General features: G+C 65.2%; 20 protein-coding genes and 1 tRNA gene. 11 read left to right on the plus strand and 10 right to left on the minus strand.

Annotated elements, in window-relative coordinates:
* Positions 1-40 precede the first annotated feature (40 nt).
* The 6 genes from ACZ5PP_RS13215 to ACZ5PP_RS13240 all read right to left on the minus strand — a co-directional run bounded on the left by ACZ5PP_RS13215 (position 41) and on the right by ACZ5PP_RS13240 (position 6,351).
* Positions 41-1,054, minus strand: coding sequence for a TniQ family protein (locus ACZ5PP_RS13215; RefSeq protein WP_464826150.1), 1,014 nt, complete (start codon positions 1,052-1,054; stop codon positions 41-43).
* A 1-nt stretch (position 1,055) separates the two neighbouring features.
* Positions 1,056-1,949: a TniB family NTP-binding protein gene (locus ACZ5PP_RS13220; protein WP_454458179.1), complete on the minus strand. Its 894-nt coding sequence runs from the start codon at positions 1,947-1,949 to the stop codon at positions 1,056-1,058.
* Positions 1,942-3,852, minus strand: a complete 1,911-nt coding sequence (locus ACZ5PP_RS13225) for a transposase family protein (RefSeq protein ID WP_324539637.1) — start codon at positions 3,850-3,852, stop codon at positions 1,942-1,944. Before ACZ5PP_RS13225 ends, ACZ5PP_RS13220 begins: the two co-directional genes overlap by 8 nt.
* Positions 3,849-4,595 (minus strand): TnsA endonuclease N-terminal domain-containing protein, encoded by a 747-nt coding sequence (locus ACZ5PP_RS13230; protein WP_324539635.1) that lies wholly within the window; start codon positions 4,593-4,595, stop codon positions 3,849-3,851. The genes ACZ5PP_RS13225 and ACZ5PP_RS13230 overlap by 4 nt, the downstream gene beginning before the upstream one ends.
* A gap of 590 nt (positions 4,596-5,185) precedes the next feature.
* On the minus strand, positions 5,186-5,833 hold the full coding sequence (locus ACZ5PP_RS13235) for a pentapeptide repeat-containing protein (protein WP_012584313.1): 648 nt from the start codon (positions 5,831-5,833) through the stop codon (positions 5,186-5,188).
* 20 nt (positions 5,834-5,853) lie between these two features.
* Positions 5,854-6,351 carry a TlpA family protein disulfide reductase gene (locus ACZ5PP_RS13240; RefSeq protein WP_043741957.1) on the minus strand — a complete coding sequence of 166 codons (498 nt, stop codon included), beginning with the start codon at positions 6,349-6,351 and terminating at the stop codon, positions 5,854-5,856.
* A gap of 202 nt (positions 6,352-6,553) precedes the next feature.
* Between ACZ5PP_RS13240 and ACZ5PP_RS13245 the strand changes: the two genes are divergently transcribed.
* The gene (locus ACZ5PP_RS13245; RefSeq protein WP_043741958.1) at positions 6,554-6,994 is read left to right on the plus strand and encodes a bacteriohemerythrin; all 441 of its coding nucleotides are present in this window, start codon (positions 6,554-6,556) and stop codon (positions 6,992-6,994) included.
* A gap of 161 nt (positions 6,995-7,155) precedes the next feature.
* The gene (locus ACZ5PP_RS13250; RefSeq protein WP_043741961.1) at positions 7,156-9,147 is read left to right on the plus strand and encodes a UvrD-helicase domain-containing protein; all 1,992 of its coding nucleotides are present in this window, start codon (positions 7,156-7,158) and stop codon (positions 9,145-9,147) included.
* 138 nt (positions 9,148-9,285) lie between these two features.
* On the opposite strand, the gene ACZ5PP_RS13255 is transcribed toward ACZ5PP_RS13250, so the two are convergent.
* The gene (locus ACZ5PP_RS13255; protein WP_012584316.1) at positions 9,286-9,732 is read right to left on the minus strand and encodes a c-type cytochrome; all 447 of its coding nucleotides are present in this window, start codon (positions 9,730-9,732) and stop codon (positions 9,286-9,288) included.
* 147 nt (positions 9,733-9,879) lie between these two features.
* Here ACZ5PP_RS13255 and ACZ5PP_RS13260 point away from each other — a divergent pair.
* The 5 genes from ACZ5PP_RS13260 (at position 9,880) to pstB (ending at position 14,208) form a co-directional block, all read left to right on the plus strand.
* Positions 9,880-9,956 (plus strand) — tRNA-Arg (locus ACZ5PP_RS13260).
* 479 nt (positions 9,957-10,435) lie between these two features.
* Entirely contained in the window at positions 10,436-11,416 is a 981-nt protein-coding gene (locus tag ACZ5PP_RS13265) for a PstS family phosphate ABC transporter substrate-binding protein (RefSeq protein WP_464826151.1), read from the plus strand.
* A gap of 94 nt (positions 11,417-11,510) precedes the next feature.
* The gene (pstC, locus tag ACZ5PP_RS13270; protein WP_004307147.1) at positions 11,511-12,443 is read left to right on the plus strand and encodes a phosphate ABC transporter permease subunit PstC; all 933 of its coding nucleotides are present in this window, start codon (positions 11,511-11,513) and stop codon (positions 12,441-12,443) included.
* Positions 12,444-12,459: 16 nt separating this feature from the next.
* Positions 12,460-13,383 carry a phosphate ABC transporter permease PstA gene (gene pstA, locus ACZ5PP_RS13275; RefSeq protein WP_004307148.1) on the plus strand — a complete coding sequence of 308 codons (924 nt, stop codon included), beginning with the start codon at positions 12,460-12,462 and terminating at the stop codon, positions 13,381-13,383.
* A gap of 42 nt (positions 13,384-13,425) precedes the next feature.
* A complete protein-coding gene (gene pstB, locus ACZ5PP_RS13280) occupies positions 13,426-14,208 on the plus strand; it encodes a phosphate ABC transporter ATP-binding protein PstB (protein ID WP_004307150.1) in 783 nt (260 codons plus the stop codon).
* A 48-nt stretch (positions 14,209-14,256) separates the two neighbouring features.
* Here the strand turns inward: pstB and ACZ5PP_RS13285 are convergent, their stop codons facing one another.
* Genes ACZ5PP_RS13285 through ACZ5PP_RS13295 form a run of 3 tightly spaced genes read right to left on the minus strand, consistent with a single transcriptional unit; the run spans position 14,257 to position 17,946 of the window.
* Positions 14,257-15,612 carry a sigma-54-dependent transcriptional regulator gene (locus ACZ5PP_RS13285; RefSeq protein WP_004307151.1) on the minus strand — a complete coding sequence of 452 codons (1,356 nt, stop codon included), beginning with the start codon at positions 15,610-15,612 and terminating at the stop codon, positions 14,257-14,259.
* A complete protein-coding gene (locus ACZ5PP_RS13290) occupies positions 15,599-17,047 on the minus strand; it encodes a sensor histidine kinase (protein ID WP_004307153.1) in 1,449 nt (482 codons plus the stop codon). Before ACZ5PP_RS13290 ends, ACZ5PP_RS13285 begins: the two co-directional genes overlap by 14 nt.
* On the minus strand, positions 17,044-17,946 hold the full coding sequence (locus ACZ5PP_RS13295) for a substrate-binding domain-containing protein (protein ID WP_012584422.1): 903 nt from the start codon (positions 17,944-17,946) through the stop codon (positions 17,044-17,046). The genes ACZ5PP_RS13290 and ACZ5PP_RS13295 overlap by 4 nt, the downstream gene beginning before the upstream one ends.
* A 330-nt stretch (positions 17,947-18,276) precedes the next feature.
* Here ACZ5PP_RS13295 and ACZ5PP_RS13300 point away from each other — a divergent pair, with 330 nt between their 5' ends.
* From ACZ5PP_RS13300 to ACZ5PP_RS13315, 4 genes are all read left to right on the plus strand, one after another.
* On the plus strand, positions 18,277-18,987 hold the full coding sequence (locus ACZ5PP_RS13300; RefSeq protein WP_004307157.1) for a 4Fe-4S dicluster domain-containing protein: 711 nt from the start codon (positions 18,277-18,279) through the stop codon (positions 18,985-18,987).
* Between the two features lie 10 nt (positions 18,988-18,997).
* Positions 18,998-19,855 (plus strand): NrfD/PsrC family molybdoenzyme membrane anchor subunit, encoded by an 858-nt coding sequence (gene nrfD, locus ACZ5PP_RS13305; RefSeq protein WP_004307160.1) that lies wholly within the window; start codon positions 18,998-19,000, stop codon positions 19,853-19,855.
* 24 nt (positions 19,856-19,879) lie between these two features.
* The gene (locus ACZ5PP_RS13310) at positions 19,880-22,519 is read left to right on the plus strand and encodes a molybdopterin-dependent oxidoreductase (protein ID WP_004307163.1); all 2,640 of its coding nucleotides are present in this window, start codon (positions 19,880-19,882) and stop codon (positions 22,517-22,519) included.
* A 94-nt stretch (positions 22,520-22,613) separates the two neighbouring features.
* Positions 22,614-23,456, plus strand: a complete 843-nt coding sequence (locus ACZ5PP_RS13315) for a TorD/DmsD family molecular chaperone (RefSeq protein WP_004307165.1) — start codon at positions 22,614-22,616, stop codon at positions 23,454-23,456.
* Positions 23,457-23,475 lie beyond the last annotated feature (19 nt).

Raw genomic sequence — 23,475 nt, forward strand, 5'->3', positions numbered from 1 at the left:
GGGATTATGTAGCAACCGCACAAGGAGCCTGCTCTGCGCATCAGCGCCTGATCGACCGCCAGTTCGAGAGTGACTGCACGATGTCACCGTACCATCTCGGTGGCCTCTGAAACCCCTTCAGCATCAGGTTATACCGGATCGCCTTGTCCTTCCAGGCCTCCGTGAGGCGCTGCTCCAGATCCTCCACCAACCAGAGACCGCACATGAGCACCAGATGACGCGTGTCGCGCCGGAGGTCCTCGATGCCGATCCTACCTTCCGGCAGCAGGGGTACTTCCGCGTGTCCGAGCGTGGTCGCCAGGTGTCGCAGCAGCAAACCATTGTTCGATTTCGAACAGATCATGCCGCAGAGATGGTGCAGGACTCTGAAGAAGCCGAGGTCGAACCGATGGGCCGTATTCGCTGCTGGCATGATGGATCGCAGCATGGCCCCGGAGAACGCTTGGAGTGACTCGGTGGGGAATGTCTCCGGATGGCATGGGACCTCGCGGAGGTCAGTGCCGCACGTGGCACAGGCATGCATGGGACGGGCGTCCGCCAGTTCCCGTCCGAAATCACCCCGATGCGGAGTAACGGGGCTATGACAGGTCGGGCATTCATCGTAGAGCGCGCACTGGTGCTCGGGGCAGTACGTGTAGAGCGCGAGGCGCCACGTCTTCCTGAAGTAAGGAATGGGATCGCCCGCCAGACATGCGGGGCAGAACTGCAGGCTGGAGGCTGTTCTTCGCATGCCGTGGCCTTTGATCGGCAAGACCCAGCTCAACCGACCGCTGGTCCGGCGCCTGGGGTACAGCCGTCCTCGATAGGTCACCAAGGTCGCATGGAACGCGTCCCAATAGTTGCATCCCGTGTGCGTGCAAAGGGTGCGAAGCAACCATGGAGGTGCGGAGCGATCGATATCCCGGTTCCAGGGCGATCTCTCGTTTCCGAACAACTGCCAGGACAAGGTCTGCAGCTTGATCGCGTTGGCGTGGGCGATCCGCACGATCCAGGACGACAGCAGTTCGTCCGGAAAGGGGTGGGGGTGCGCCGGCCACAAGTGGTCACGTGGCATGTCACTCCCTCGGCTCCTTGCGGCGCTCGGAAGGTGGCACCCAGTCGATACTGTCGAGGATTCGCTTATCGATTCGCTCCTGTCCACGTTCAACCGCTGCAACAGCCGCATTCACGAGCAAACGGGAAATCTCGCCCAGGTATCCTTCGCTCATCGAGTAGATCTTGTCGGCTAGCGAGCCTTCGATCAGCACGGACGGGTAACGCAAGGGGAGGACGCGCTCAAAGGTGGCGAGCAGGCGCAGAAAGTCGTCGTCATTGCCCCAGCGCGGCAACAGGGCGTGATCGAATCGGTTGGAGAGCTGAGGATCGGTCTGGATGGCCCGGAAGGCGTCCCGCGTACCGACCCCGACGATGGGGACTTCGAGCTCGTTGCCGAGATACTTGATCACGTTCAGAAACGCCTTCTGCTTCGCCATCGATCCGGCAAGTATGTGGTGAATCTCGTCGATGATCAGCATCTTCAAGCCCACTTCCCGCAGCAGCTTGATCGCCTGGAACTGCTTTCGGTCGGCGCGATCGCCCGGTTTGTACGTTGCAAACAAGCGCTCCAGGATCGCGTTATAGAACCGCCCTTCATCTGGAACTGGAGGTGCCTGTACGAACAGAACCGGCACCACAGCGGCTTCTCCCGAGGGGTTGTCATTTGGCTTGTGCTGCCCGCAGAAGCGCTTAACCAGCATGGTCTTGCCATTGTTGGTGTCGCCCACGATGAGCAGGTTCGGCATCCGGTGTGATGCCGGGTAGCTCAGCAGCGTTTCGAGCTGCTTGAGCACCTTCTGGGCGCGTGGGTAGCCGATCCAGCGCGGCGAGCGGATGTAGGCGATCCGTTCCTGATCGGTGCGCGCAAGGTATTCGGCAGCCTTCTGTAGGAGATGGGAGGCGTCGTCACCCATCTCGGTCCCCCGAGTCCGCCATGTCGTCGACCTCCTCGAACGGCACGATGGAGACCTTGGGCTGGGATGGTGCCACGGATTGCGGAATGACTTGAGGAGCCGTCGATGCCGGAAGGTGCTCGCGTGCGTTCGAAAGCCCCAGGCGACGGCGCTGTTGGTTGCGTCGCATCTTCTTGGTGAGCTTCTGGGCACTTTGCTCGATGGACTGCATCTTGTCGTAGGCGGAGAAGATGAGGTTTTCGTCGACGGTAACCTTGGGTTGCTCTTCCAGGGCACGCCTCTTCGCTTCTCTCAGCTCCCAGATGCTGATTGCGGGGTGCGAGGTGTTTCGGTAAGGGATCGCGTAGTACTGTTCGACTTCGGGATCGTAGAACCAAATCGTGCTGATGTCGCGGGGATCCCGGCGGCACAGGAACAGCCGCTTGTTCTTCGGGTTATCTGGATCGGTGGAGTTGATCCAGCGGCGCAGCACATCGTGTTGGTACTCGATATGGTCCCAGATGATGCCGTAGTGCTGCACCGTCCGGGTTTCGTAGGGCATGAGATCGAGCTTGAGACGCAGTTCGTCGGTGATCCGAGGGGGAACGCCAATGCCGGGCTCCTTCTTGGTGCCCAAAACGCCCTCTTGCCACTTGGCGATCGGTGGCATGCCCAGCTCGGAGTGCATACGCTGGTGATAGATCTCGACGCACAAGATCGTGAACCACTTTTCGAACTCCGCCAGGCTCATGACCGCGCGGGCATCCGAGTCATACTCGCCTCGCTGGCGGGGGTTGGAGAAGGTGGTGCCAGGGGCGGAATGGATCTCGTCATTCAGCGTACCCAGCAGCCGCTCGATGTGCGCTCCGTAATGGGGTGTGGCCACAGGGCGCCACTCCAGATCGATGCCGTATTCCTTGCAGGCCATTCTCATCATGTTCCCGCGGAATTCCTTGGCGTTGTCCGCGTGGATGGTGCGCGGGACGCCCCAGCACGGCCAGGCGGTCTCGATTCCCTGCTTCGCGAGCCACTTCTCTTTCGGCAAAAAAGCCTGCGTGAGACACAAGCCTAGCGAGAGATTGCCCGGCGGGTCGAATGAGATGTAGAACCCGAGCACCATGCGCGAGAACACGTCGATCAGCAGCGTGAGCCATGGGCGTCCGATCGGTAGGCGGTGGATGTCGTCAACGAGGATGATGTCGACGAGGGTGTGGTCAACCTGGACTACGGACAGGGGCTTGTCCGCGCCGGGGAACGGCCCCTTGATCGGTGCGTAGCCGTCCCGGGCCGCCTTGCTGCCCTCGCGAGCCTTGGTCTTCTTGAAGGCATCGAGTGCCTTGATTCGCTGGCGAACGGTGTTTCCATGAGGCGCTTTCAGTCCCGCTTTGGCGCATAGCTTCTCGATCTCGCGGATCACCTTCGAAGGTTTCCGTTTTTGGGGAGTGAGGTAGAAGGATTCGATCGTGTCGTTGACAATCTTATCGACCTCGGGCGCAAGCTTCGCTTGCCCCTTGTCCCGGCGCGTTTTGCGCAGGAAAACGGAGACTTTCCCGGTTGTCTCGAACAGCTTGAGCCATCGGTAAAGGGTGACGAAATGAAGACCCAATTCTTCCGCGCGGAGGTGAACGTACTGAGTGGAACGCTGCGAGTTATCCAGCAAGGGTTTGATGCACTCGAACTTGCGTTCGGCGTCCTGCTGCTGCTGCTCATCACGAGCGTGGATATCCGATTGCGTCGCCTCAGGCAGGGCCTCGACGGAACTGAGATCGTCGATTGGCGCTTGAAGCAGCTTGCCCGACTCGTGCTCACGCAGAACCACTGTCCTGAAGTCCTGCGACTCCTGCTGGATGGTGTGGCGCCGCCCCCGGTAGAAGACCTCCGTGCCGTAATCCAGGACAACAGGCGGGAGCACGTTCTTGCTCACGATATGCTCCAGATTGGAGACTGCATGGTGATTTCGGCTTCCAGATCGATACCGATCTGGTGACGTGCGACAAGATGCCAGAGGGCTGGGACATATTCGGCTTGGCGCCACACGCTCGAGCTCAGCGCCTGTAGAACTGCGGCTGGCGTGCTCCTGCGTTCCGCAGCTATCGCAGCCAGAACCGTTTCGATATCTTCCTGCGGAATGTTCCGGCGCCCGAAGGGCGCGAGGAAGCGGATGTTGGTGAGCCGTTGTGTTCGCACCTCGACTTCCGTGATCAGTCGGAATCGCCAACCGTGTTGCTTGGCGTAACGAACACCCCGCCTGAAGTTGGGGTGCAGTGTCGCCCAGTCCTTCGCGAGATCGGCGCGGTACTTGACTTCGCACAACCATGGTCGCCGCTGCAGTTCCGGAACGAACTCAACCAGGACGTCAGGTGTGTAGCGACGTGCGCCCTTCTTTGTCCCGTCCGACCACTCAATGCGCACTGGCTGGACTTCGTAGCGCGCGACGTCGGGGGAAAAATCGAGCAGTGCCAGGAAGTCCCGTTCAAGAGTAGACTCGAACTCCGCCGGTCCTACGGCCTTACTCGATGCGGCAATGCCGGTCACGTTGCGAAAGTTCTTTGGAATTTTCCGTACTGGCATTTCAAGGAGGTTGCAGAGATGTGTGTAATTCTGAATTTCGTTGCACGTACCTATGTCTTTTTTAGCTCGTATCAATGTAAAAGCAAGCCCTTTCATGGGCTATTTTTGCAAAAAGCGCTGTAATTGATATCTGAGAAGACTCCCGCGGCTGGCCGGGCGACGGCTTCGCGCTGACGCAGGTCGGACCGGGGCGCCAACCCCCGCGGGTGGCGTGGCCCCGGGGTTTTCGCTGGCTCGGGGCGTCGCGGCTTCGCTCCGCCCCGGGGCTCGCTGCGCCGGGGCTTTCGCGGCTCCGGTCCGGCCTTGGGGCCGGGGTGGCGCTCGCCGCCTGCACTCGCGGCCCCTCGCTTCGCTCGGGGCTGCCCTCGGCGGCGGACGCCGCGGGGGCGGCGACGCAAACTCGTCGCTGCGCTCCTCGGACATGCGTCGCCTTGTTTCCCCCGCGACGCCCTCCGCCTCGGCGCTCCTGAAGTTGGCGAGCGCCACCCCGGCCCCAAGGCCTCGCGCCTGCGCGCATCAGGGCGCCGAAAAACCTCGCCGATCAGAAGTCATCACGCTTCCGAAGCCGCGCCGTAGGAGCGACGCAAGTCGCGATCGCGGCCGCCGGTCGACCGCCGCGCGCGTTCCCGGCGCCGCCGTCGCCGTGGAAGCCCGCGTCGATCCGTCCCGACCTGCGAGAGCCCCGCCTACGGACAGCCCTTGCACCCGTCCGTCTGCGCGTTGAGGAAGATCGCCTGATCCAGGTTCGCACCGGTGAGGTCCGCGTTGCTGAGCTGGGCGCGGGTGAAGTTCGCCCCCAGCAGGTTGGCGCCGACAAAGGACGCGCCCGCGAGCTTGGCGGCGCGCAGGTTGCTGCGGGTGAGCTCGGCGCCATCGAAGCGGCTGCGCTCGGCGCGGGCGTTGGTCAGGTCGGCGCCGCCGAGCTGGGCGGCGGTGAGATCGGCGTCGTGCAGGTCGGCGTTCTGCAGGATGGCGTTGCGCAGGTCGGCTTCCTTGAAGCTGGCGCCGGTCAGGCGTGCGCCACGCAGGTTGGCGCGCAGCATCGAGGCCTTGTCCAGCGTCGCGCCTGCCATCTCGGCCTGGGAGAAGTTGGCTTCGTTCAAGGTGGCGCCGCGCAGGTTGGCGCCGGACAGATCCGAGCGGGTGAACTGCGAGTTGGCCAGATTCACCCCTTCGAGGTTTGCCCCGTTGAGGTTGAGGTTGGTGCACAGCGTGCCGCGGCGGATGTCGCAGCCGCCGATGTTGCCGGCGCGCTGGGCGTGGGCGGGCGGGAGCAGGGCGAGCAGCAGGCTGGCCGCGAGGGTGGCGTGCAGTGTGGCGCGGATCGTGGGCATGGGGTGCGTGGGCTTCCCGGTCAGGCGGGTTCGGCGAGAAGCTGTTCGAGCAGGCCGTGCAGCTTGTCGAAGTCGGGTTCGCCGAGGATCTTCTGCACGATCCTGCCGTGCTTGTCGAGGACGTAGCTGGTCGGGGTCAGGCGCACGCCCTCGAAGCCACGCGCGATGCTGCCGTCGCGGTCGAGCACGAAGGTGAAGGGCAGGGCGCTGCGCTCGACGAAGGCGGCGACCTGGGCGGGCGGGTCGTAGTCCATCGCCACCGCCACGGTGCGGTAGCCGCGCGCCTCGAACTTCTCCTGCGTCGCCTTCAGCGCCGGCATCTCCTTGATGCAGGTGGTGCAGGTCGTGGCCCAGAAGTTCACCAGCACTACCTTGCCGCGCAGGTCGGCAGTGCGGAAGCTCTGCCCCTGCAGCGTGGAGAAGGCCACGTCGGGGGCGGCGGGCTTCTGGGTGAACACGAAGAAGCCGGCGACTGCGAGGACGAGGACCGCGACGGCGGCGGCGATCTTGAGCTTCATGGCGGGGTCCGGAACGGTTGAACTGCGCGGCGGCAGGCGCTTTACGGGCGATTTTGAGCGAGCGCCCGGGGCTTGTCACCTTCGACCGGTCGGACAGGCGCTGCCTGCAAAGGTGCCCGTCTTGCTAGACTTCAAGCATCGGGGACGCGCGACCGGCGTCCCTGCACCCGTTTTCCGACATTCGATCCGAGGCAAGACCGCAATGACCAGCCCCCCCGTGTTTACCTGGAGTGACCGATTCCTGCTCGGGCATCGCACGATCGACGACACCCATCGCGAGTTCGTGGACTGTGTGGATGCGCTGCTGCGCGCGAGCGACGCGGAGATCCCCGCCGCGCTCGAGGCCTTCGCCCGCCACGCCGAGGCGCACTTCGCGCAGGAGGACGCCTGGCTCTCCGCGGCCGATTTCCCCACCGGTGGCGACTGCCACATCGACGAGCACGCCAAGGTGATGGCGTCGGTGCGCGAGGTGCAGGAGCTCGTCGCCAAGGGCGAGGTGGAGATCGCGCGCGAGCTCGCGCAGGCGCTGATGGACTGGTTCCCCGGCCACGCCGACTACATGGACTCGGCACTCGCCACCTGGCTGGTGAAGAAGTCCCACGATGGGCGTCCGCTGGTGCTGCGGCGCAAGGAAAACCTGTGAGCGCCTCGCCAGGCGGGCGCAGGCGACCTTGGGCGAGCGCCCGGTGGCCGCGCATCCGGCGCCGTCCGGCCGGCACTCGCCGGGCCGCACGCCCGATCGGCTAGAATCGATCCCCACGCCGCCCGGCCGGGCGGCTTTGCTTTTCTGCGATCCAGCTCACGATGTCCGCCCTCCTCAACGCGCCCCAGCGCGAAGCGATCCGCTATCTCGACGGCCCCTGCCTGGTGCTGGCCGGCGCCGGCAGCGGCAAGACGCGGGTGATCACGCACAAGATCGCGCACCTGATCAACGAGTGCGGCATCGGCGCGGCCAACATCGCCGCGATCACCTTCACCAACAAGGCCGCCAAGGAGATGCAGGAGCGCGTCGCCCACATCATGGGCGGGCGCGTGCCGGGCGGGCTCACCGTGTGCACCTTCCACGCGCTCGGCGTGCGCATCATCCGCCAGGAGGCCAAGCACTGCGGGCTGAAGCCGCAGTTCTCCATCCTCGACGCCTCCGACACCGTGCAGATCGTCTCGGACGTCGCCGGCGACAGCGACAAGGGCATCGCCAAGCAGATGCAGTGGCAGATCTCGTCGTGGAAGAACGCGATGATCACGCCCGAGGAGGCCGCGCAGCTCGCCGACAACGAGATCGCCTCGGTCGCCGCCAGGCTCTACAAGGAATACGAGCGCACCCTGCGCGCCTACCAGGCAGTGGATTTCGACGACCTCATCTCGCTGCCGGTGCGCCTGTTCGACGAGCACCCCGAGGTGCGCGAGCGCTGGCAGAACAAGCTGCGCTACCTGCTGGTGGACGAGTACCAGGACACCAACCGCGCCCAGTACCGGCTGCTCAAGCTGCTGTCGGGCGTGCGCGGCGCCTTCACCGCGGTGGGCGACGACGACCAGGCGATCTACGCCTGGCGCGGCGCCGACGTCGAGAACCTGAAGCTGCTGCAGCAGGACTACCCCAAGCTGAAGGTGATCAAGCTCGAGCAGAACTACCGCTCCTCACGCCGCATCCTCGAAGCCGCCAACACCGTCATCGCCAACAACGCGAAGCTCTTCGACAAGCGCCTGTGGTCCGAGCACGGCCAGGGCGAGCAGATCGTCGTCACCAACTGCCGCGACGCCGAGCACGAGGCCGAGTGGGTGGCGACCAAGATCACCGCGCACAAGTTCGAGCACCGCACCCGCTTCAAGGACTACGCCATCCTCTACCGCGGCAACCACCAGGCCCGCCTCATCGAGCAGCAGCTGCGCAACCACCGCATCCCCTACGTGATGTCGGGCGGGCAGAGCTTCTTCGACAAGGCCGAGATCCGCGACCTCATCGCCTGGCTGCGCCTGCTGGTCAACGAGGACGACGACCTCGCCTTCATCCGCGCCATCACCACGCCGCGCCGCGGCATCGGCGCCGCCACCATCGAGGCGCTCGGCGCCTACGCCGGGCATCGCCACACCAGCCTGTTCACCGCGGTGTTCGAGGAAGGCCTCACCCAGCACCTCAACGCCAAGCAGCTGCAGGGCGTGCAGGAGTTCGCCGCCTACATCAACCGTCTGCAGTACCGCGCCCCGCGCGAGCCCGCCGCGCAGCTGCTCGAAGACCTGCTCGGCGCGATCCGCTACGAGGCCTGGCTGTTCGAGCACTGCGACACGCGCGAGGCCGAGTCGAAGTGGAGCAACGTGCGCGATTTCGTCGGCTGGCTTGGCCGCAAGGGCGAGGAGGACGGCAAGAACCTGCTCGAGCTCACCCAGACCATCGCGCTGATGTCCATGCTCGACAAGGAAGACCCCGACTTCGACGGCGTGCAGATGGCCACCCTGCACGCATCCAAGGGCCTGGAGTTTCCGCATGTGTTCCTGGTCGGCGTCGAGGAGGGCCTGCTGCCGCACCAGAGCAGCATCGACGAGGACAAGGTCGAGGAAGAGCGCCGCCTGATGTACGTCGGCATCACCCGCGCGCAACGCAGCCTCAACCTGACCTGGTGCGAGCGGCGCAAGTCGGGCAAGGAGTTCCGCACCTGCGAGCCGAGCCGCTTCATCGCCGAGATGGGCGGCGACATCAAGATGAACGACCGCAAGACCGCACAGCCGGTGACGAAGGAAGAAGGCAAGGCGCGGCTGGCGAACCTGATGGCGATGTTCGAGAACCGCGACAAGGCTTGAGCGGCCGCTCGCTTGTGGCGCCCCGACAGGAAAGGGCGCGATAGGGGTCTGCTGCAGGCCGGGGCCCCAGGCGCAAAAAAGGCAGCCGCGGAGGCTGCCTTTCCTGACTTGGCCGACGGCTGCGACGCAGCCCGCGGATTACTGCTCGACCGGCGGCTCGGTATAGCCGGCGCCGGCGAGGTTCGCGAGGTAGGCCACGGCGCGTTTCACCTCGGTGTCCGTGAGGTCGCTGCCGCCACCGCGCGGGGGCATGGCGTTCTTGCCGGCGATCGCCGAGGCGGTCAGGCCGTCGTGGCCGAGCGCCAGGCGGGGTCCCCAGGCCGCGGCGTCGCCGGTCTTCGGCGCACCCACCGCGCCGGCGTCGTGGCAGGCGGCGCAGATCGACTTGTAGATCTGCTCGCCGGTGCGGGTTCCCGGCGTGATGGTCACGGCCTGGATCTCGACACGGGCGACCGGCTGGATCAGCGTGGCGCGGAGTTCTTCATCGACCTTGCCCGAGTCGCCACAGCCGGCCAGCAGCGCGGCTGCAACCAGGGCGACGGGCATTGCGAGGCGGGCGGGCCGCAGGGGGCGTGGGTTCGACATGCTTTGATCCTCGGACGGTGGCGCAAGACAGGGTCTAAAGCGGGGATTATAGCGGGCTAAAAACCATTGTGGCAGCGCGCCATGGACTTTGCCGCCGAAGCGGGCTATGCTTCCGCGCCTTGTTCGGGCGCTTCGTCCGGACACCACGCGCCCGTAGCTCAGCTGGATAGAGTACTGCCCTCCGAAGGCAGGGGTCGGACGTTCGAATCGTCTCGGGCGCGCCAAACAATTCAATGGGTCAGGTCTTTGCGGACCTGGCCCGTTTTGTTTTGTGCTCATCCCGTGGCCGAACCGCGACCACGCTGTGACCGAGCCGGTGTGAGCTCAGCCCGTCCTCGCTCCCGTTCGAGCGTTGCCTTCCGTGACCGAACTGTCGGGGCTCGTGCGTCCTGTGCCAGCTCCAGTTCGATCTGCAGTCCCCGGGGTGGCCAGGTTCCAGTTTCCAACTGCCGTGAATGCCCGCGGCGCATGGCTGCTTCTCCGACCGCGTTGCGCTCAGTGTGCGCTTCGAAGCCGCCCGGGCACGCGCCCGAATCGGCTCGCCGAGTCATCCTCGTGCTCGATCGAGCCTCTCCCGCGACGCCCATGATTGCAGTGTTTGTGACGATTCATTTTTCTGAAACATTGCGCCGCTAGCATTCGGCGTGGTGCTACAGGTGCCGTTTCTTGCGCCTGGCCTCGTGCATAACTTTCGGAGAAATCGATGAAACGAACCGTTCTTGCTTCTGCATTCCTCGCGCTCGCCGCGACGTCGGTCCAAGCCGAATCGCTGGTCAAGGTTGACGGCTCCAGCACCGTGTACCCGGTCACCGAGGCCGTCGCGGAAGATTTCCAGAAGTCGGTCAAGGGCGAGATCAAGGTCACCGTGGGCATTTCCGGGACCGGTGGCGGTTTCAAGAAGTTCTGCCGCGGTGAGATCGACGTCGCCAACGCATCGCGCCCGATCCTGAAGAAGGAAATGGAGGACTGCGCCAAGGAAGGGATCACCTACTACGAACTGCCGGTGGCCTTCGATGCGCTGACCGTCGTCGTCAATCCGAACAGCAAGATCACCCAGCTCAGCGTCGCGCAGCTCAAGAAGATGTGGGAGCCGGATGCCCAGGGCAAGGTCTCGAACTGGAACCAGGTCGACCCGTCCTTCCCGGATGCGCCGCTCAACCTCTTCGGTGCGGGTTCCGACTCCGGTACGTTCGACTACTTCACCGAGGCCATCAACGGCAAGTCCAAGGCTTCCCGTGGCGACTACACCGCCTCCGAGGACGACAACGTTCTCGTCCAGGGCGTGTCGCGTGATGTCAACGCGATCGGCTACTTCGGCTACGCCTACTACGCCGAGAACCAGGGCAAGCTGAAGGCCGTGGCGATCGTCAATGCCAAGGGCGAGGCCGTGCTGCCGTCCGAGAAGAGCGTGATCGATGGTTCGTACAACCCGCTGGCCCGTCCGATCTTCATCTACGTCTCGGCGAAGGCGCTCGAGCGCGCCGAGGTGCGCCAGTTCGTCGATTTCTACATGAAGAACGCCCCGGCGCTCACTTCGGAAGTCAAGTACGTGCCGCTGCCGGCCAAGGCCTATGAGGCCAACATGGAGCACATGAAGAGCAAGAAGCTCGGCACGGTGTTCGGCGGCCATGCCGACGTGGGCGTGACGATCGAAGAGCTGATCTCGCGCGAAGCCAAGCTCTGATCCTTGATTCTCCGAACTGCCTGGATGGGGGCTTTCCCGTCCGGGCAGTTTTTCACCCTTGGAGGGAGCCGTGCCTGGATCCCGAGTCATGAGGATGGACATGTCGTCCATGCACACCACTACGGTCAGCGAGCGCCTGTCGAGAAAGCTTTCGCGCAATGTGCGCGAGCGTGCCATCGAACTCGTACTCTTTCTTGCCGCCTCGGTTTCAGTCCTGACGACCATCGGGATCATCTGGATCCTGATCTTCGAGTCGTATCACTTTTTCGAACACGTCCCGGTGTGGGATTTCCTCACCGACACGATGTGGACGCCGCTGTTCTCGACGCCGCGCTACGGCATCCTGCCCTTGCTGCTCGGCACCGTAACCACGTCCCTGGTCGCGCTTGCGGTCGCGGTGCCGCTAGGCACGGTGATCGCCATCTACATTTCCGAGTTTGCCTCACCTCGTGTGCGTGAGATCGTCAAACCGTTTCTCGAGTTGCTCGGTGGTGTCCCGACCATCGTTTATGGCTATTTTGCGCTGACGGTCGTTTCGCCCGTTCTGCAATACTTCTTTCCGTCCCTGCCCGGCTTCTCGATGCTCGCAGCGGGTCTCGTGATGGGCATCGCGATCGTTCCGTACATCAGTTCGCTCTCCGAGGATGCGATGCGGGCGGTGCCGATGAGCCTGCGCGAGGGTGCATACGCGATGGGCAGCACGCGCTTCCAGACTGCCGTGAGGGTGGTCCTGCCGGCCGCGATTTCCGGCGTGCTTTCGGCCTACATCCTCGGGATTTCGCGTGCAGTCGGCGAGACCATGATCGTGGCGGTTGCTGCAGGCATGCAGCCGAACTTCACCATGGATCCGACGCAGCCGGCGCAGACGATTTCGGCCTACATCGTGCAAGTCGCAATGGGCGACCTGCCGCATGGTTCGATCGGATATCAGTCGATTTTCGCTGCTGGTCTGAGCCTGATGCTGCTGACCCTGTTCTTCAACATCATGGGGCACCTGATTCGCCGTCGTTATCGCGAAGCCTACTGATACCGGATTCCTGAGAATGAACAATCAAGACATCGCTTCGATCCGCGGCATCATCCGAGGCAACCGCCGCTGGGACCTGATCTTCGCAGTTGCCGGCTTCCTGGCGTTGACGGTCGGGGTGCTGGCCTTCGTGACCTTGTTCGGCCAGATGGTGATCAACGGATGGGAGCGCCTGAACCCGGACTTCTTCACCAGCTTTCCGTCGCGTCGGGCGGCAAATGCGGGCATCTTGTCGGCGTGGGTCGGCTCGCTGCTGGTCATGCTCGTGACCGCCTTGTCGGCCGTTCCCCTCGGCGTGGCGGCAGGCGTCTATCTCGAGGAGTACGCCCCGAAGAATCTGGTCACCGACATCATCGAGATCAACGTGACCAACCTCGCCGGCGTGCCGTCCATCGTCTATGGCCTGCTCGCCCTGGGCGTGTTCGTCTACATGTTCGGCTTTGGCCAGAGCGTGCTGACGGCGGGTTTGACGCTCGGCCTGCTGATCCTGCCCGTGATCATCGTCGCCACGCGCGAGGCGCTGCGCGCGATTCCGGTTCATGTGCGCGAAGGTGCGTATGGCTGCGGCGCGACCCAGTGGCAGGTGGTCAGCGACCATCTGGTGCCTTACGCGACTCCCGGCATCATGACCGGCGTGATCATCGGCCTGTCGCGAGCGATTGGCGAAACCGCGCCGATCATCACGATCGGTGCCCTGACCTTCATCGCCTTCCTGCCCGCGTCGCCGATCTCCTCCACGGCGCCGTTCATCAACTTCGACTGGCTGTGGTCGGGCTTCACCGTGATGCCGATCCAGATGTTCAACTGGACCTCGCGCCCCGAAGAGGCATTCCAGCAGAACGCGGCCGCGGCAGGTCTGATCCTGGTGCTGATGACCCTGCTGATGAATGCACTTGCGATCTGGCTCCGCTATCGCCTGCGCAAGAGCATCGCTTGGTAAGCGACGCTGCCCGACTCCGAAAACTGATCCAGAGACGCCCTCATGGCCAAAACTGAACTGAAAACCGAACTGAAGGCGGAAACCCGCGATTTCAACTTCTATTACGGTGACTTTCACGCTCTCAAGAAGGTTAACCTTCCGGTGCTGGACAAGCGCGTGACCGCGCTCATCGGCCCCTCGGGTTGCGGCAAGTCGACCCTGCTGCGCTCGTTCAACCGCATGCACGATCTGTACCCCGGGAACCGCTACGAGGGCGCCATCGTTTTCCATCCGGACAACACCAATATCGTCGACCCCAAGGTGGACCCGATCGAGGTTCGCATGCGCATCGGCATGGTGTTCCAGAAGCCGAACCCGTTTCCCAAGTCGATCTTCGAGAACGTGGCCTATGGCCTCAAGGTACGGGGGGAGCGCAGTCGCAGCGTGATCGAAGGGCGTGTGGAAAGCGCACTGCGTGGCGCCTCCCTGTGGAATGAGGTCAAGGATCGCCTCCAGCAGCCCGCCACCGCGCTGTCGGGCGGCCAGCAACAGCGGCTCTGCATTGCGCGCTGCCTGGCCACCGATCCGGAGCTGCTGCTGTTCGACGAGCCCACCTCCGCGCTCGATCCGATCGCGACCGCGAACATCGAGGAACTGATCACCGAGTTGCGCGAAAAGGTCACCATTCTGATCGTGACCCACAACATGCAGCAGGCCGCGCGGATTTCGGATTTCACGGCTTACATGTACGTGGGGGAATTGGTCGAGTACGGCGTGACGGGCGACATCTTCACCAAGCCGGTCAGGAAGGAAACCGAGGATTACATCACCGGGCGTTTCGGCTGAGCGAAGTTTCGGCCAGGTGCGGCGGCTGAGATCCTCGGGATGCCATCTTCAGGCGTCGTCGCGCGCCTGCAGCCCGAGGCGTCGCATCTTTTCCCACAGGGTCTTGCGGGTGATGCCGAGTGCCTCGGCGCTGTGGGTCATGTGCCCGCCGTGCTGCTCGAGGACCATGCGCAGGTAATCGCGCTCGCAGTCCATCAGGTAATCCGCCAGCGGGCGTGAGGTCGGCGCTTCGGCGCCGACGTCCTGGTCTTCGCCAAAGAAGGCGTCGGCGCCGAGGACCGGGCCCGGCGACAGGATGCAGGCGCGCTCGACGGCGTGCTTGAGTTCGCGCACATTGCCCGACCACGGGTAACGCGCGAGCGCTTCCTGCGTGCGCGGATCGATCCGCCGGGCTTCCTCCGGATGGGCGCGGTTGAAGGCCTCGACGAAGTGCTGCATGAACCAGACGATGTCTTCCTTGCGTTCGCGCAGCGGCGGAATGCGCAGGTGGATGACGTTGATGCGGTAGTAGAGGTCCTCCCGGAAGCGGCCTTCCTCCACCATCGCCTTGAGGTCGCAGTGGGTGGCGCAGACGAGGCGGAAGTCCACCGCAATCGTCGTCTCGCCGCCCAGGCGTTGCAGCCGATGTTCCTGCAGGACGCGCAGCAGCTTGGCCTGCATCGACAGCGGCATGTCGCCGATCTCGTCCAGGAACAGCGTGCCGCCCTGCGCCTGTTCGAAGTAACCGCGCCGGGCCTTGGCCGCGCCGGTGAATGCGCCCTTCTCGTAGCCGAACAACTCGGACTCGATCAGGCTCTCTGGAATTGCTGCGCAATTGACCGCGACGAAGGGCGCCTCGCCGCCGGCGGCATGGTAATGGAACAGGCGTGCCACATGCTCCTTGCCGACCCCGGACTCGCCCGTGATGAGCAAGGACTCGGTATGCCGGGCCAAGCGAGGCATGTTCTCGGCGATCCGGCCCATTGCCGGCGATACGCCAAGACGCTCGTCGCGTCCTGAGGCAGTCCGGGCCACCCCATAGCGCTCGGCGAGCGCACAGACCTTGGCGACCAGAGCGTCCGGATCGAAGGGCTTGGTGATGTAGTCGGCGGCGCCTGCCTTGATCAGCGCGACCGCGCGCTCAATCGCCCCGAACGCGGTCATGAACAGGAAGGGCGGCAGCGCCGGGGCTTCGGCGAGGAGCTCGATAAAGAGGTCGCCACCGTTGCAGTCGGGCAGGCGGATGTCGCTGACCACGACCGCATGGCGCCGGGTGGCGAGCGCATCCCTCGCTTCGGCGCCGGTGCGGCACCAGTCCACGTCGAAGCCCTCGAGCCGGAACCGGTCGGACAAGGACTCGCCGATGATCTCGTCGTCCTCGATCAGGCAGATCCGCGGCTGCGGCGTACTGTCAGGAGTTGCCATAGGGAATCTCGATGCTGAAGGTCGTGGAGCCGGGTGCGCTTTCGACGTGGATCTCTCCGCCGAGCTGGCGGGTGATCTGATACACGATCCACAGTCCGAGCCCGTGGCCGCTCTCGCGCCCGCTGGAGAAGGGCTCGAACAGGTAGGGCATCTCGTCCTGGCCGATATGGGCGCCATCGTTGAAGACGGCGACGGCCAGTGCGCGCCCGGCCGTGCGCACGTCAAGCCTGACCATGCCCCCGGCCTCGGCGGCGGTCACCGCGTTCAGGAGCAGGTTCAGCACGATCTGGCGCAGCAGTGTCGCCGGTAGCGGGACCGGCGCGGCGATGCGTCCATCGACGACGACGCGCACCGCGCGCGCATGGGCCTCGGCCTCGACCAGGATCAGCAGATCGTCGACGTCCTCGGGCGCAAAGTCCCGATCGGCAATCTTCGCCTCCACCAGCAGCGCGCAGACCGTGTTGCGGATCTGGCTCAGCCCGCGCTGCAGCAGCGACAGCGTGCGTTCGGTGCGTTCGGCGTCGCCCCCGTGGCGCTGCAGGGTGTTGAGCGCGGTGAGCATGCCGGTGAGCGGGTTGTTGATCTCGTGCGCGATGCCGGCGGTCAGGCGGCCGATCGCTGCCAGCCGCTCGGAGCTCAGCATCTGGCGCTCCATCTCCTGCTTGACGCGCATCTCGGCCACCATGCGCCGGAAGGCCGCGCCGAGCTGGCCGATTTCGTCGCGACTCTCCGGCAGGTCGGCCAGCCGTGCGGCCTCGACCTCGAGCGGGAGCTGCTTCATGGCCTCCGCCAGGCGCAGCAGCGGCCGTGCGGTGCGCTGGGCCCAGGCCCAGGACACCGGCAGCAACAGGATCAGCACCAGCACCGTCACCCCGCCCGCCCGTCCGACCAGGCCCGCGACGCGCGGCAGCAGGGCCGGCTTTGCATAAGCCAGGATGACGTGGCCGAGCGCGACACCGTCCGAAATCAGCGGTGTCATCACGAAGAAGAGCGGGCTGTCGGCGGGTTCCAGCAGGCGCTGGTCCTCGGGGGCGCCGTGCGATAGCTCTGCGCGCAGCAGCCCGTAGGCACCCCCCGGGGTGGCTGCGCTTGATCCGATCGGAAAGGTGCGCGGCCGGGTGGAGACGAACACGCGATAGTCTGCATCGGTGACGAGCACCACCTGGGCCTGCAGCTCCGGTGCGGCGGGGTTGGGTTCATGGGCCGACTGCAGGATCTCGTACGCGCGCCAGATGTCGTCATGGAGCACCGGCATGACCAGCGTGTGCGCCAGCACGCGCCCCATGCTGCGGGCGTGGCCTTCGAGGTTCTGGCGCACGATCTCATAGTCGCGTGCGACCAGCGCCACCGTCACCGCGATCGCGGTGCCGAGCACGGCCCCCACGACCCGCAGCGGAATCTTCCAGCGCAGGGAGAGATCGGCGAGCCGGTTCATGGGTGGCTGACGCGCGCGGCCATGTCAGCGATCTCGTCGTAGAGCGTGGGTGCGCCGACGGTGAAGCCGTCGAGGCGAAGGCGACGCAGCAGCTCCAGCCCGCCGGGGTCGTCCGCCATCTCGAGCAGGACGGTGCGGAACCGGTTCAGTTCGTCGGCCGGGATGTCCGCGCGCGCAACGAAGGGCGGGTAGCCCAGCGGGGGCGAGCGATCGATGATCCGGGTCGCGCGCGTCAGGTCGGGGTGGGACTCGGCGAGGGTCTCCCAGACATAGCCGTCTACCGCCCCCCCATCGGCGAGGGCGACCCCGACCGCCTCGACCACCTTGCGATGCGCCCAGGTGAAGAAGCTGCGGGCGAAGAAGTTGTCCGGCGCCTCGCCCTGTGTGGTCAGCACATAGCGGGGGTAGAGGTAGCCGGAGTTGGAGTCGGGGTCGGAGTAGGCGAACACCTTGCCGCGCAACTCGGACAAGGCCGTGCTGCGGGTGTCGTCCGCGGGCACGATGATGTAGGACTGGTAGCTTGGCTGACCGCGCCAGAGCGGCACCGCCACCAGCGTCATCTCGTTCTGGTAGCGCACGAAGGGATAGCCACAGACCCACGCGAAATCGAGCTTGTGCGCGCGCACGAGGTCGACGATCTCGCGGTAGCTGCCGCGCTGCACGAAGACGACCGCGCGCCCGAGCTTGCGCTCGAGCCACTGCCGCCACTGACCCACGAAGCGCATCTGGTCGTCGAGGAAGACCGGGGTCAGGCCGATGCGAATGGGCATGGCCTCCGCGCGCGCCGGAAGTCCTTGCAGCAATACCGCTGCGCCGACCGCGCGCAGAAAGCCCCGCCGCGGCGCGTGTTCGAGGTCGCTTTGGGGGGCAGGCGAGCGGGCGGAGGCATCCCTGTTCATCTGCCCATGATAGGCATCGTGGCGATTCCTTGTCAGCCCGTGCCGGCGGGGCGTTACGGCGGCGTAACGGTTTGCGCTGCAGCAATCGGTGCCGATGTTACGCCGCCGTAACACCCCCGATTCCCATCTCGCATGGCGACGGGGCTGGCGTCCCCGGCGTTGCTGACTCGTGGCCAAAAACCCTGTTCCTGGCCTGGTTTTTGCGACGGACCCCTCAAGTGGTCCGCATGCACACGGACGGGGCCGGCGGATTGGGCGCCGATGACCCGTCTGCTGCGAAGGCCACTGCGATCGCGGCGCGGCGCGCTGCATTCATTGGAGGGGGAAGGCATGAGTGAAGAACTCAGGGTCTCGCCGATCGAGACCAGGGAGGCGCCAGGCAAGCGCCGGTTCGCGATGGTGGTCGACACGCGGCGCTGCATCGGCTGCATGGCCTGTCAGGTGGCGTGCAAGGCGGAGTACGACACGCCGCTCGGCGTCAATCGCACCTGGGTGCCGTACAAGGTTGTCGGCAAGTACCCCAACGTCAGGAAGCAGTTCCTGCCGCGGCTGTGCAACCACTGCGACGATCCGCCCTGCGTGCGCAACTGCCCGGTGGAGGCCACCTTCAAGGTGGAGGACGGCGGCTTCGTGCTGCAGCGCTATGAGCGCTGCATCGGCTGCCGGAGCTGCATGGCGGCGTGCCCCTACAACGCGCGCTTCATGCTGCCCTCGCACCGCAGCTACACGCCGATCACCAATGTCGTGGACAAGTGCACCTTCTGCTTCCACCGCGTGACGCAGAACCTGGTGCCGGCCTGCGTGCAGACCTGCATCGGACGCTCGCGCGTGTTCGGTGACCTCAACGATCCGAACAGCGAGGTCTCGTACCTGGTCGCGACCCACGCCACCCAGGTGCTGCGCCCGGAGGAGGGCACCAAGCCGCACGTGTTCTACATCGGGGCCGACCGCAACCAGACCGAGTTCGGGCGCGATGCCTATCGCAAGCCCGAGGTGATGGAGCTCGATCGAAGCGCGTTCAAGCGCCACTTCGACATCTGAGGAGAAAACCATGGGTGACTACGTCTGGTTCCACGATGTGTCGTGGCACGCGACCTACGCGATCTACTTCTTCGTGATCGGCATCTGCGCAGGGCTGGCCTTCCTGTCCTACGGCTCGTGGGTGACGCCGGAGCTGCGGCCGCTGCGCGTCAAGGCGGCGGTGGTGTCCTTCGTCCTGCTCGCGCTGGGCGGCCTGCTGCTGATCGGCGACCTGTCGCAGCCGATGCGCTTCCTCGCCATCCTCAATCCGGCCTACCTCAACTTCTCGTCGCCGCTCGCCTGGGGAGCGCTGAACATCGTCGCCTTCGGCATCGCGTCGGTGCTGTATCTGCTGGCGCTGAAGAAGGGGGACGAAGGCCGGGGCAAGCTGCTCGCCGCAATCACCGCGCTGCTCGCGCTGGGCCTGCCGATCTACACCGGCTACGACCTCACGGTGCATCAGTCGCGTCCGGTGTGGAACACGCCGGTCATCCCGGTGCTGTTCGTCGCCATGGCGATCGCGTCGGGCTCGGCGGTAGGGGCCTTGCTGGCGGCCGGGAACGAGGGCGCCCAGCGCGTGCTGCGCCAGTACCTGATGTGGTCCTGCGGGGCGGTGGGCGTGATGCTGATCTCGATCCTGGGCACCACCAGCTACGGCGGCTCGGCGCAGGAGCTCACCTTCCTCATCCTCACCACCGGCACGATGGGCCTGATCTTCGTCGGCATGGGCATTGTCGCCGGCACCGCGGCGCCGATCGCGCTGCTGCTCGCGCCCTTCGGCCGCCAGCAGGTGGGCATCGCGCTGGCTGCGCTGCTCGTCCTGCTCGGTGGCGCGGCCCTGCGCTATGCGCTGCTGATGGGTCCCCAACAGTTGCAGACCCTCTACTGACCGGTCAGGCAAGGAGATCTTCAAATGGACTTCCCGAAAATCACCCGTCGCACCTTCCTGCAGGCCAGTGCCGGCACGACTGCCGCCGCCGCGCTCGCGCCGCGCATGCTGCACGCCATGGAGAACGAGCTGGGCGGCAAGGACTTTAGCCCGGTCACCGCTGCCGAGCGCAAGGCGATCCCGGTCAACTGCCACGTCTGCAACATCCAGGACGGCGCCATCGCCTACGTCGAGAACGACCGCGTGGTGAAACTCGAAGGCAATCCGGAGCACGTCTCCACCCGCGGCCGCCTGTGCGCGAAGGGCAACTCGGGCATGTGGTACAGCTACGACCCCGACCGCATCCTGTATCCGCTCAAGCGCGTCGGCGCACGCGGCGAAGGCAAGTGGAAGCGCATCACCTGGGAGGAGGCGCTGACCGAAGTGGCGGCGAAGCTCGACGCTGCGCTCAAGGAAGACCCCAACACGATCATGCTGAAATACGGGCGCAACCGCACCGGCGGCACGATCGACCGCTTCATGAAGACGCTGGGCTCGGCCACCGTGCTCAACCACACCTCGGTGTGCGAGTCGTCGAAGAAGGTGGGACAGGAGCCGACCTGGGGGCCGGACATCGAGACGCCCGACTTCGCCAACGCCAAGTACGTGCTGAACTTCGGCTCCAACATCCTCGAGGCGGCCTACTTCCACAACCCGCTGTCGCAGCGCATCGCCGAGGGCCGCGTCGACAACCACATGAAGATCGTCACCTTCGACGTGCGCCTGTCGAACACGGCGGGTTTCTCGGACGAGTGGATCCCGGTGTTCCCGGCCACCGACGGCGCGGTGGCGCTGGCGATCGGCCACGTGATCCTGCGCGAGGACCTGCAGGACAGCGCGTTCATCGACACCTGGACCAACGTCACGGTGGATGAGCTGAAGGCGCACTACGCGCAATACACGCCGGAATGGGCGTCGAAGATCTCCGGCGTGCCGGTGCAGACGATCGAGCGCATCGCGCGCGAGTTCGCCACCACCAAGCCGGCGACGCTGTTCACCTACCGCGGCCCGGCCAAGCACCTGTACGGCTCGTACAACGAGAAGGCCTGCATGATGCTGCCGATCATGACCGGCAACGTGGAAAAGCGCGGCGGCTACTGCCTGCCGCGCGGCATGGGCTGGCCGCAGCCGAATCCGCAGCCCCCCGGGCCGAAGCACGATTCCGTGCTCGCGCATCCGCCCGAGTATCCGCTCGCCTCGCACAAGGTCAGCCACCTGGTGCCGTTCTGGATTGCCGAGGGCCGGCAGAAGATCAACGTGGCCTTCACCTACCAGGACAACCCGGTCTACACCAACCCGGGTGCGCAGGCGGTGTGGGGCAAGCTGTACCGCGACGAGAAACTGATCCCGTACTTCATCTCGATGAGCTCGCACATGGGCGAGGAGACGGCGCTGGCCGACATCATCCTGCCCGACTGCCCCTACCTCGAGCGCTGGGAACCCGAGTCGATGCCCAACTCGCTGTGGCCGTGGCTCGGCATCCGCCAGCCGGTGCACAAGTCGCTCGGCGAGTCGCGCGAGAACCGCGTGCTGCTGCGCGACATCATCTGGAAGCTCGACCCGGACGGTTCGCGCGGCATGAAGCAGTTCTGGGCCTTCAAGGATGGCGAGGACTACATGCGCCATCACTTCGACAACGTGCCCGGGCTTAAGGAGGCGGGCGGGCTGGACTTCCTGAAGAAGCACGGTGTGTGGCCGATCTACGGCACGCTCGACCCCAAGACCGGCAAGGTCACCGACAAGACCGGACGCGAGATCCAGGCCGAGTACGGCCTGTACCGGAAGGAACTGTCGGCGGCGGACATGGAGGGCGCGATGGTGGACGCGCACGGACTGATCACGAAAAACGGCAAGGCGATCGGCATCCGGCGTAACGGGCGCAACTACGTGGGTTTCCCGACGCCCAACCGGGTGATCAACGTGCGCGTGGATGAATGGGCCGAGTACGGCTTCAACCCGATGCCGACCTTCAAGCGCATCCCCTGGCACGAGACCATGAAGGACGACGAGATGATCCTGTCGACCTTCAAGCTCAACGTGCACAAGCAGTCGCGCACGGCGGCGGTGAAGTGGCTGGCCGAGATCGCGCACAGCAACCCGGCGTGGATGAACCCGGAGACGGCGAAGAAGCTCGGTGTGAAGACGGGTGATCTGGTGCGCGTCGAGAGCCCGGTCGGCTATCTGGTGACCAAGGCCTACGTCACCGAGGGCATCCACCCGCAGGTGATCTCGATCGCCACCGGCTTCGGCCACTGGGAATACGGCCGGCTTGCCACCCTGAAGCTCAAGGACAGGAAGGGTGACGCCAGCCACGGTGAAGAGGATCCGGACCTGAACAACGTGTGGTGGGACGACAAGGGCGTGCATCCGAACGCCATCATCCCGGCGGTGGCCGACCCGATCGGCGGCTCCCAGGGCTGGTACGACACGGTGGTGAAGGTCACCAAGGCCGGGCCGAACGACAAGTACGGCGATATCCACGGCGACTGGGACAAACACTACGCGGCCTACAAGGAGACCATGCGCTACGCCTACACGGGTGACCTGCATCGCAAGATGCACCCCGAGATGGCGGCGTGGGCCGGACCCGAAAGCGTGAAGCCCAAGGCGTCGGGCGGGCACTGAGCCCAGGGGGTGGGGGCGCCGATTTCGGCGCTTCCGCCGGCTGTGAATCGTCCAGCCGGGCCGCATGGCGACCCGGAATCGAACCGGAGACAACATGCTGAAAACATTGCTTGCGATCGACGACGAGCATGCAGTGGTCGTCGACGAGCGCGCGCCACCGCCGCGCCCGATCGCCGAGCGGCGTGCCGAGTACGACGCGCGCGCCAGCCTGTGCCGGCTGCTGGCCGGGGTGTTCGTCGAGGAGGCCGATGCTGATTTCGTTCGCGCCCTGCGCTGCCCGGAAGTGCTCGCGAGCTTGGCCGCCGCGGGCGTGTGCTTCGAAGCCGATTTCCTCGACGCGGAGGAGGGCGCCCTGGTCGAGCGGCTGGCCTGCGAATACACCACCTTGTTCGCGGCCAGCGGTGGCTTTCCGCCCGTCGAATCGGTGCGGCTGACCGGACGCTACAAGCAGGATCCGCACTTTCAGGTCGCCCAGGACTACGCGAAGTGGGGCTTCGTCGTGGGCAAGGGGCGCTTCGAGCTGTTTCCCGACCAGCTCGGGGTCGAGCTGATGTTCGTCGCCGAGCTGCTCGAGCGTTGCAGTGGGGCACTCGCCGCCGGCGACGAAGCGCTCGCCCGGCGCATCGAGCGCGACCTCAAGCGCTTCTGGACGCAACATCTCGCGCGCTGGGTGCGCGGCTACGCCCGCCTCGTCGAGCAGGTCGCCGAGCATTCCTTCTACCGTGGCATGGCCGCCTTCCTCCAGGGCTTTGCCGGCGAGGAGATCGCTGCGATGGGCTTGCGCATCGACGACGAAGATCACGCCCGCGCCGTGGTCCCGAAGAGCGAGATCCGCGTCGAGTTCAATCCCGACGAGCCTGTGTGCAATGGCTGCGAGTCGATTCCGGACACGCAACAGCGTGCGGCGAACGTTCACACCCTGCACGATCTGCGCTGACCCACAGGAGGTTTCGACC

The sequence above is a fragment of the Thauera sp. DNT-1 genome (assembly GCF_055393985.1).

Coding starts and splice junctions, on each gene's coding strand:
- ACZ5PP_RS13215 (WP_464826150.1), bottom strand. CDS start 1,054: ATGCCACGTGACCACTTGTGGCCGGCGCACCCCCACCCCTTTCCGGAC.
- ACZ5PP_RS13220 (WP_454458179.1), bottom strand. CDS start 1,949: ATGGGTGACGACGCCTCCCATCTCCTACAGAAGGCTGCCGAATACCTT.
- ACZ5PP_RS13230 (WP_324539635.1), bottom strand. CDS start 4,595: ATGAAAGGGCTTGCTTTTACATTGATACGAGCTAAAAAAGACATAGGT.
- ACZ5PP_RS13235 (WP_012584313.1), bottom strand. CDS start 5,833: ATGCCCACGATCCGCGCCACACTGCACGCCACCCTCGCGGCCAGCCTG.
- ACZ5PP_RS13240 (WP_043741957.1), bottom strand. CDS start 6,351: ATGAAGCTCAAGATCGCCGCCGCCGTCGCGGTCCTCGTCCTCGCAGTC.
- ACZ5PP_RS13245 (WP_043741958.1), top strand. CDS start 6,554: ATGACCAGCCCCCCCGTGTTTACCTGGAGTGACCGATTCCTGCTCGGG.
- ACZ5PP_RS13250 (WP_043741961.1), top strand. CDS start 7,156: ATGTCCGCCCTCCTCAACGCGCCCCAGCGCGAAGCGATCCGCTATCTC.
- ACZ5PP_RS13255 (WP_012584316.1), bottom strand. CDS start 9,732: ATGTCGAACCCACGCCCCCTGCGGCCCGCCCGCCTCGCAATGCCCGTC.
- ACZ5PP_RS13265 (WP_464826151.1), top strand. CDS start 10,436: ATGAAACGAACCGTTCTTGCTTCTGCATTCCTCGCGCTCGCCGCGACG.
- pstC (WP_004307147.1), top strand. CDS start 11,511: ATGGACATGTCGTCCATGCACACCACTACGGTCAGCGAGCGCCTGTCG.
- pstA (WP_004307148.1), top strand. CDS start 12,460: ATGAACAATCAAGACATCGCTTCGATCCGCGGCATCATCCGAGGCAAC.
- pstB (WP_004307150.1), top strand. CDS start 13,426: ATGGCCAAAACTGAACTGAAAACCGAACTGAAGGCGGAAACCCGCGAT.
- ACZ5PP_RS13285 (WP_004307151.1), bottom strand. CDS start 15,612: ATGGCAACTCCTGACAGTACGCCGCAGCCGCGGATCTGCCTGATCGAG.
- ACZ5PP_RS13290 (WP_004307153.1), bottom strand. CDS start 17,047: ATGAACCGGCTCGCCGATCTCTCCCTGCGCTGGAAGATTCCGCTGCGG.
- ACZ5PP_RS13295 (WP_012584422.1), bottom strand. CDS start 17,946: ATGAACAGGGATGCCTCCGCCCGCTCGCCTGCCCCCCAAAGCGACCTC.
- ACZ5PP_RS13300 (WP_004307157.1), top strand. CDS start 18,277: ATGAGTGAAGAACTCAGGGTCTCGCCGATCGAGACCAGGGAGGCGCCA.
- nrfD (WP_004307160.1), top strand. CDS start 18,998: ATGGGTGACTACGTCTGGTTCCACGATGTGTCGTGGCACGCGACCTAC.
- ACZ5PP_RS13310 (WP_004307163.1), top strand. CDS start 19,880: ATGGACTTCCCGAAAATCACCCGTCGCACCTTCCTGCAGGCCAGTGCC.
- ACZ5PP_RS13315 (WP_004307165.1), top strand. CDS start 22,614: ATGCTGAAAACATTGCTTGCGATCGACGACGAGCATGCAGTGGTCGTC.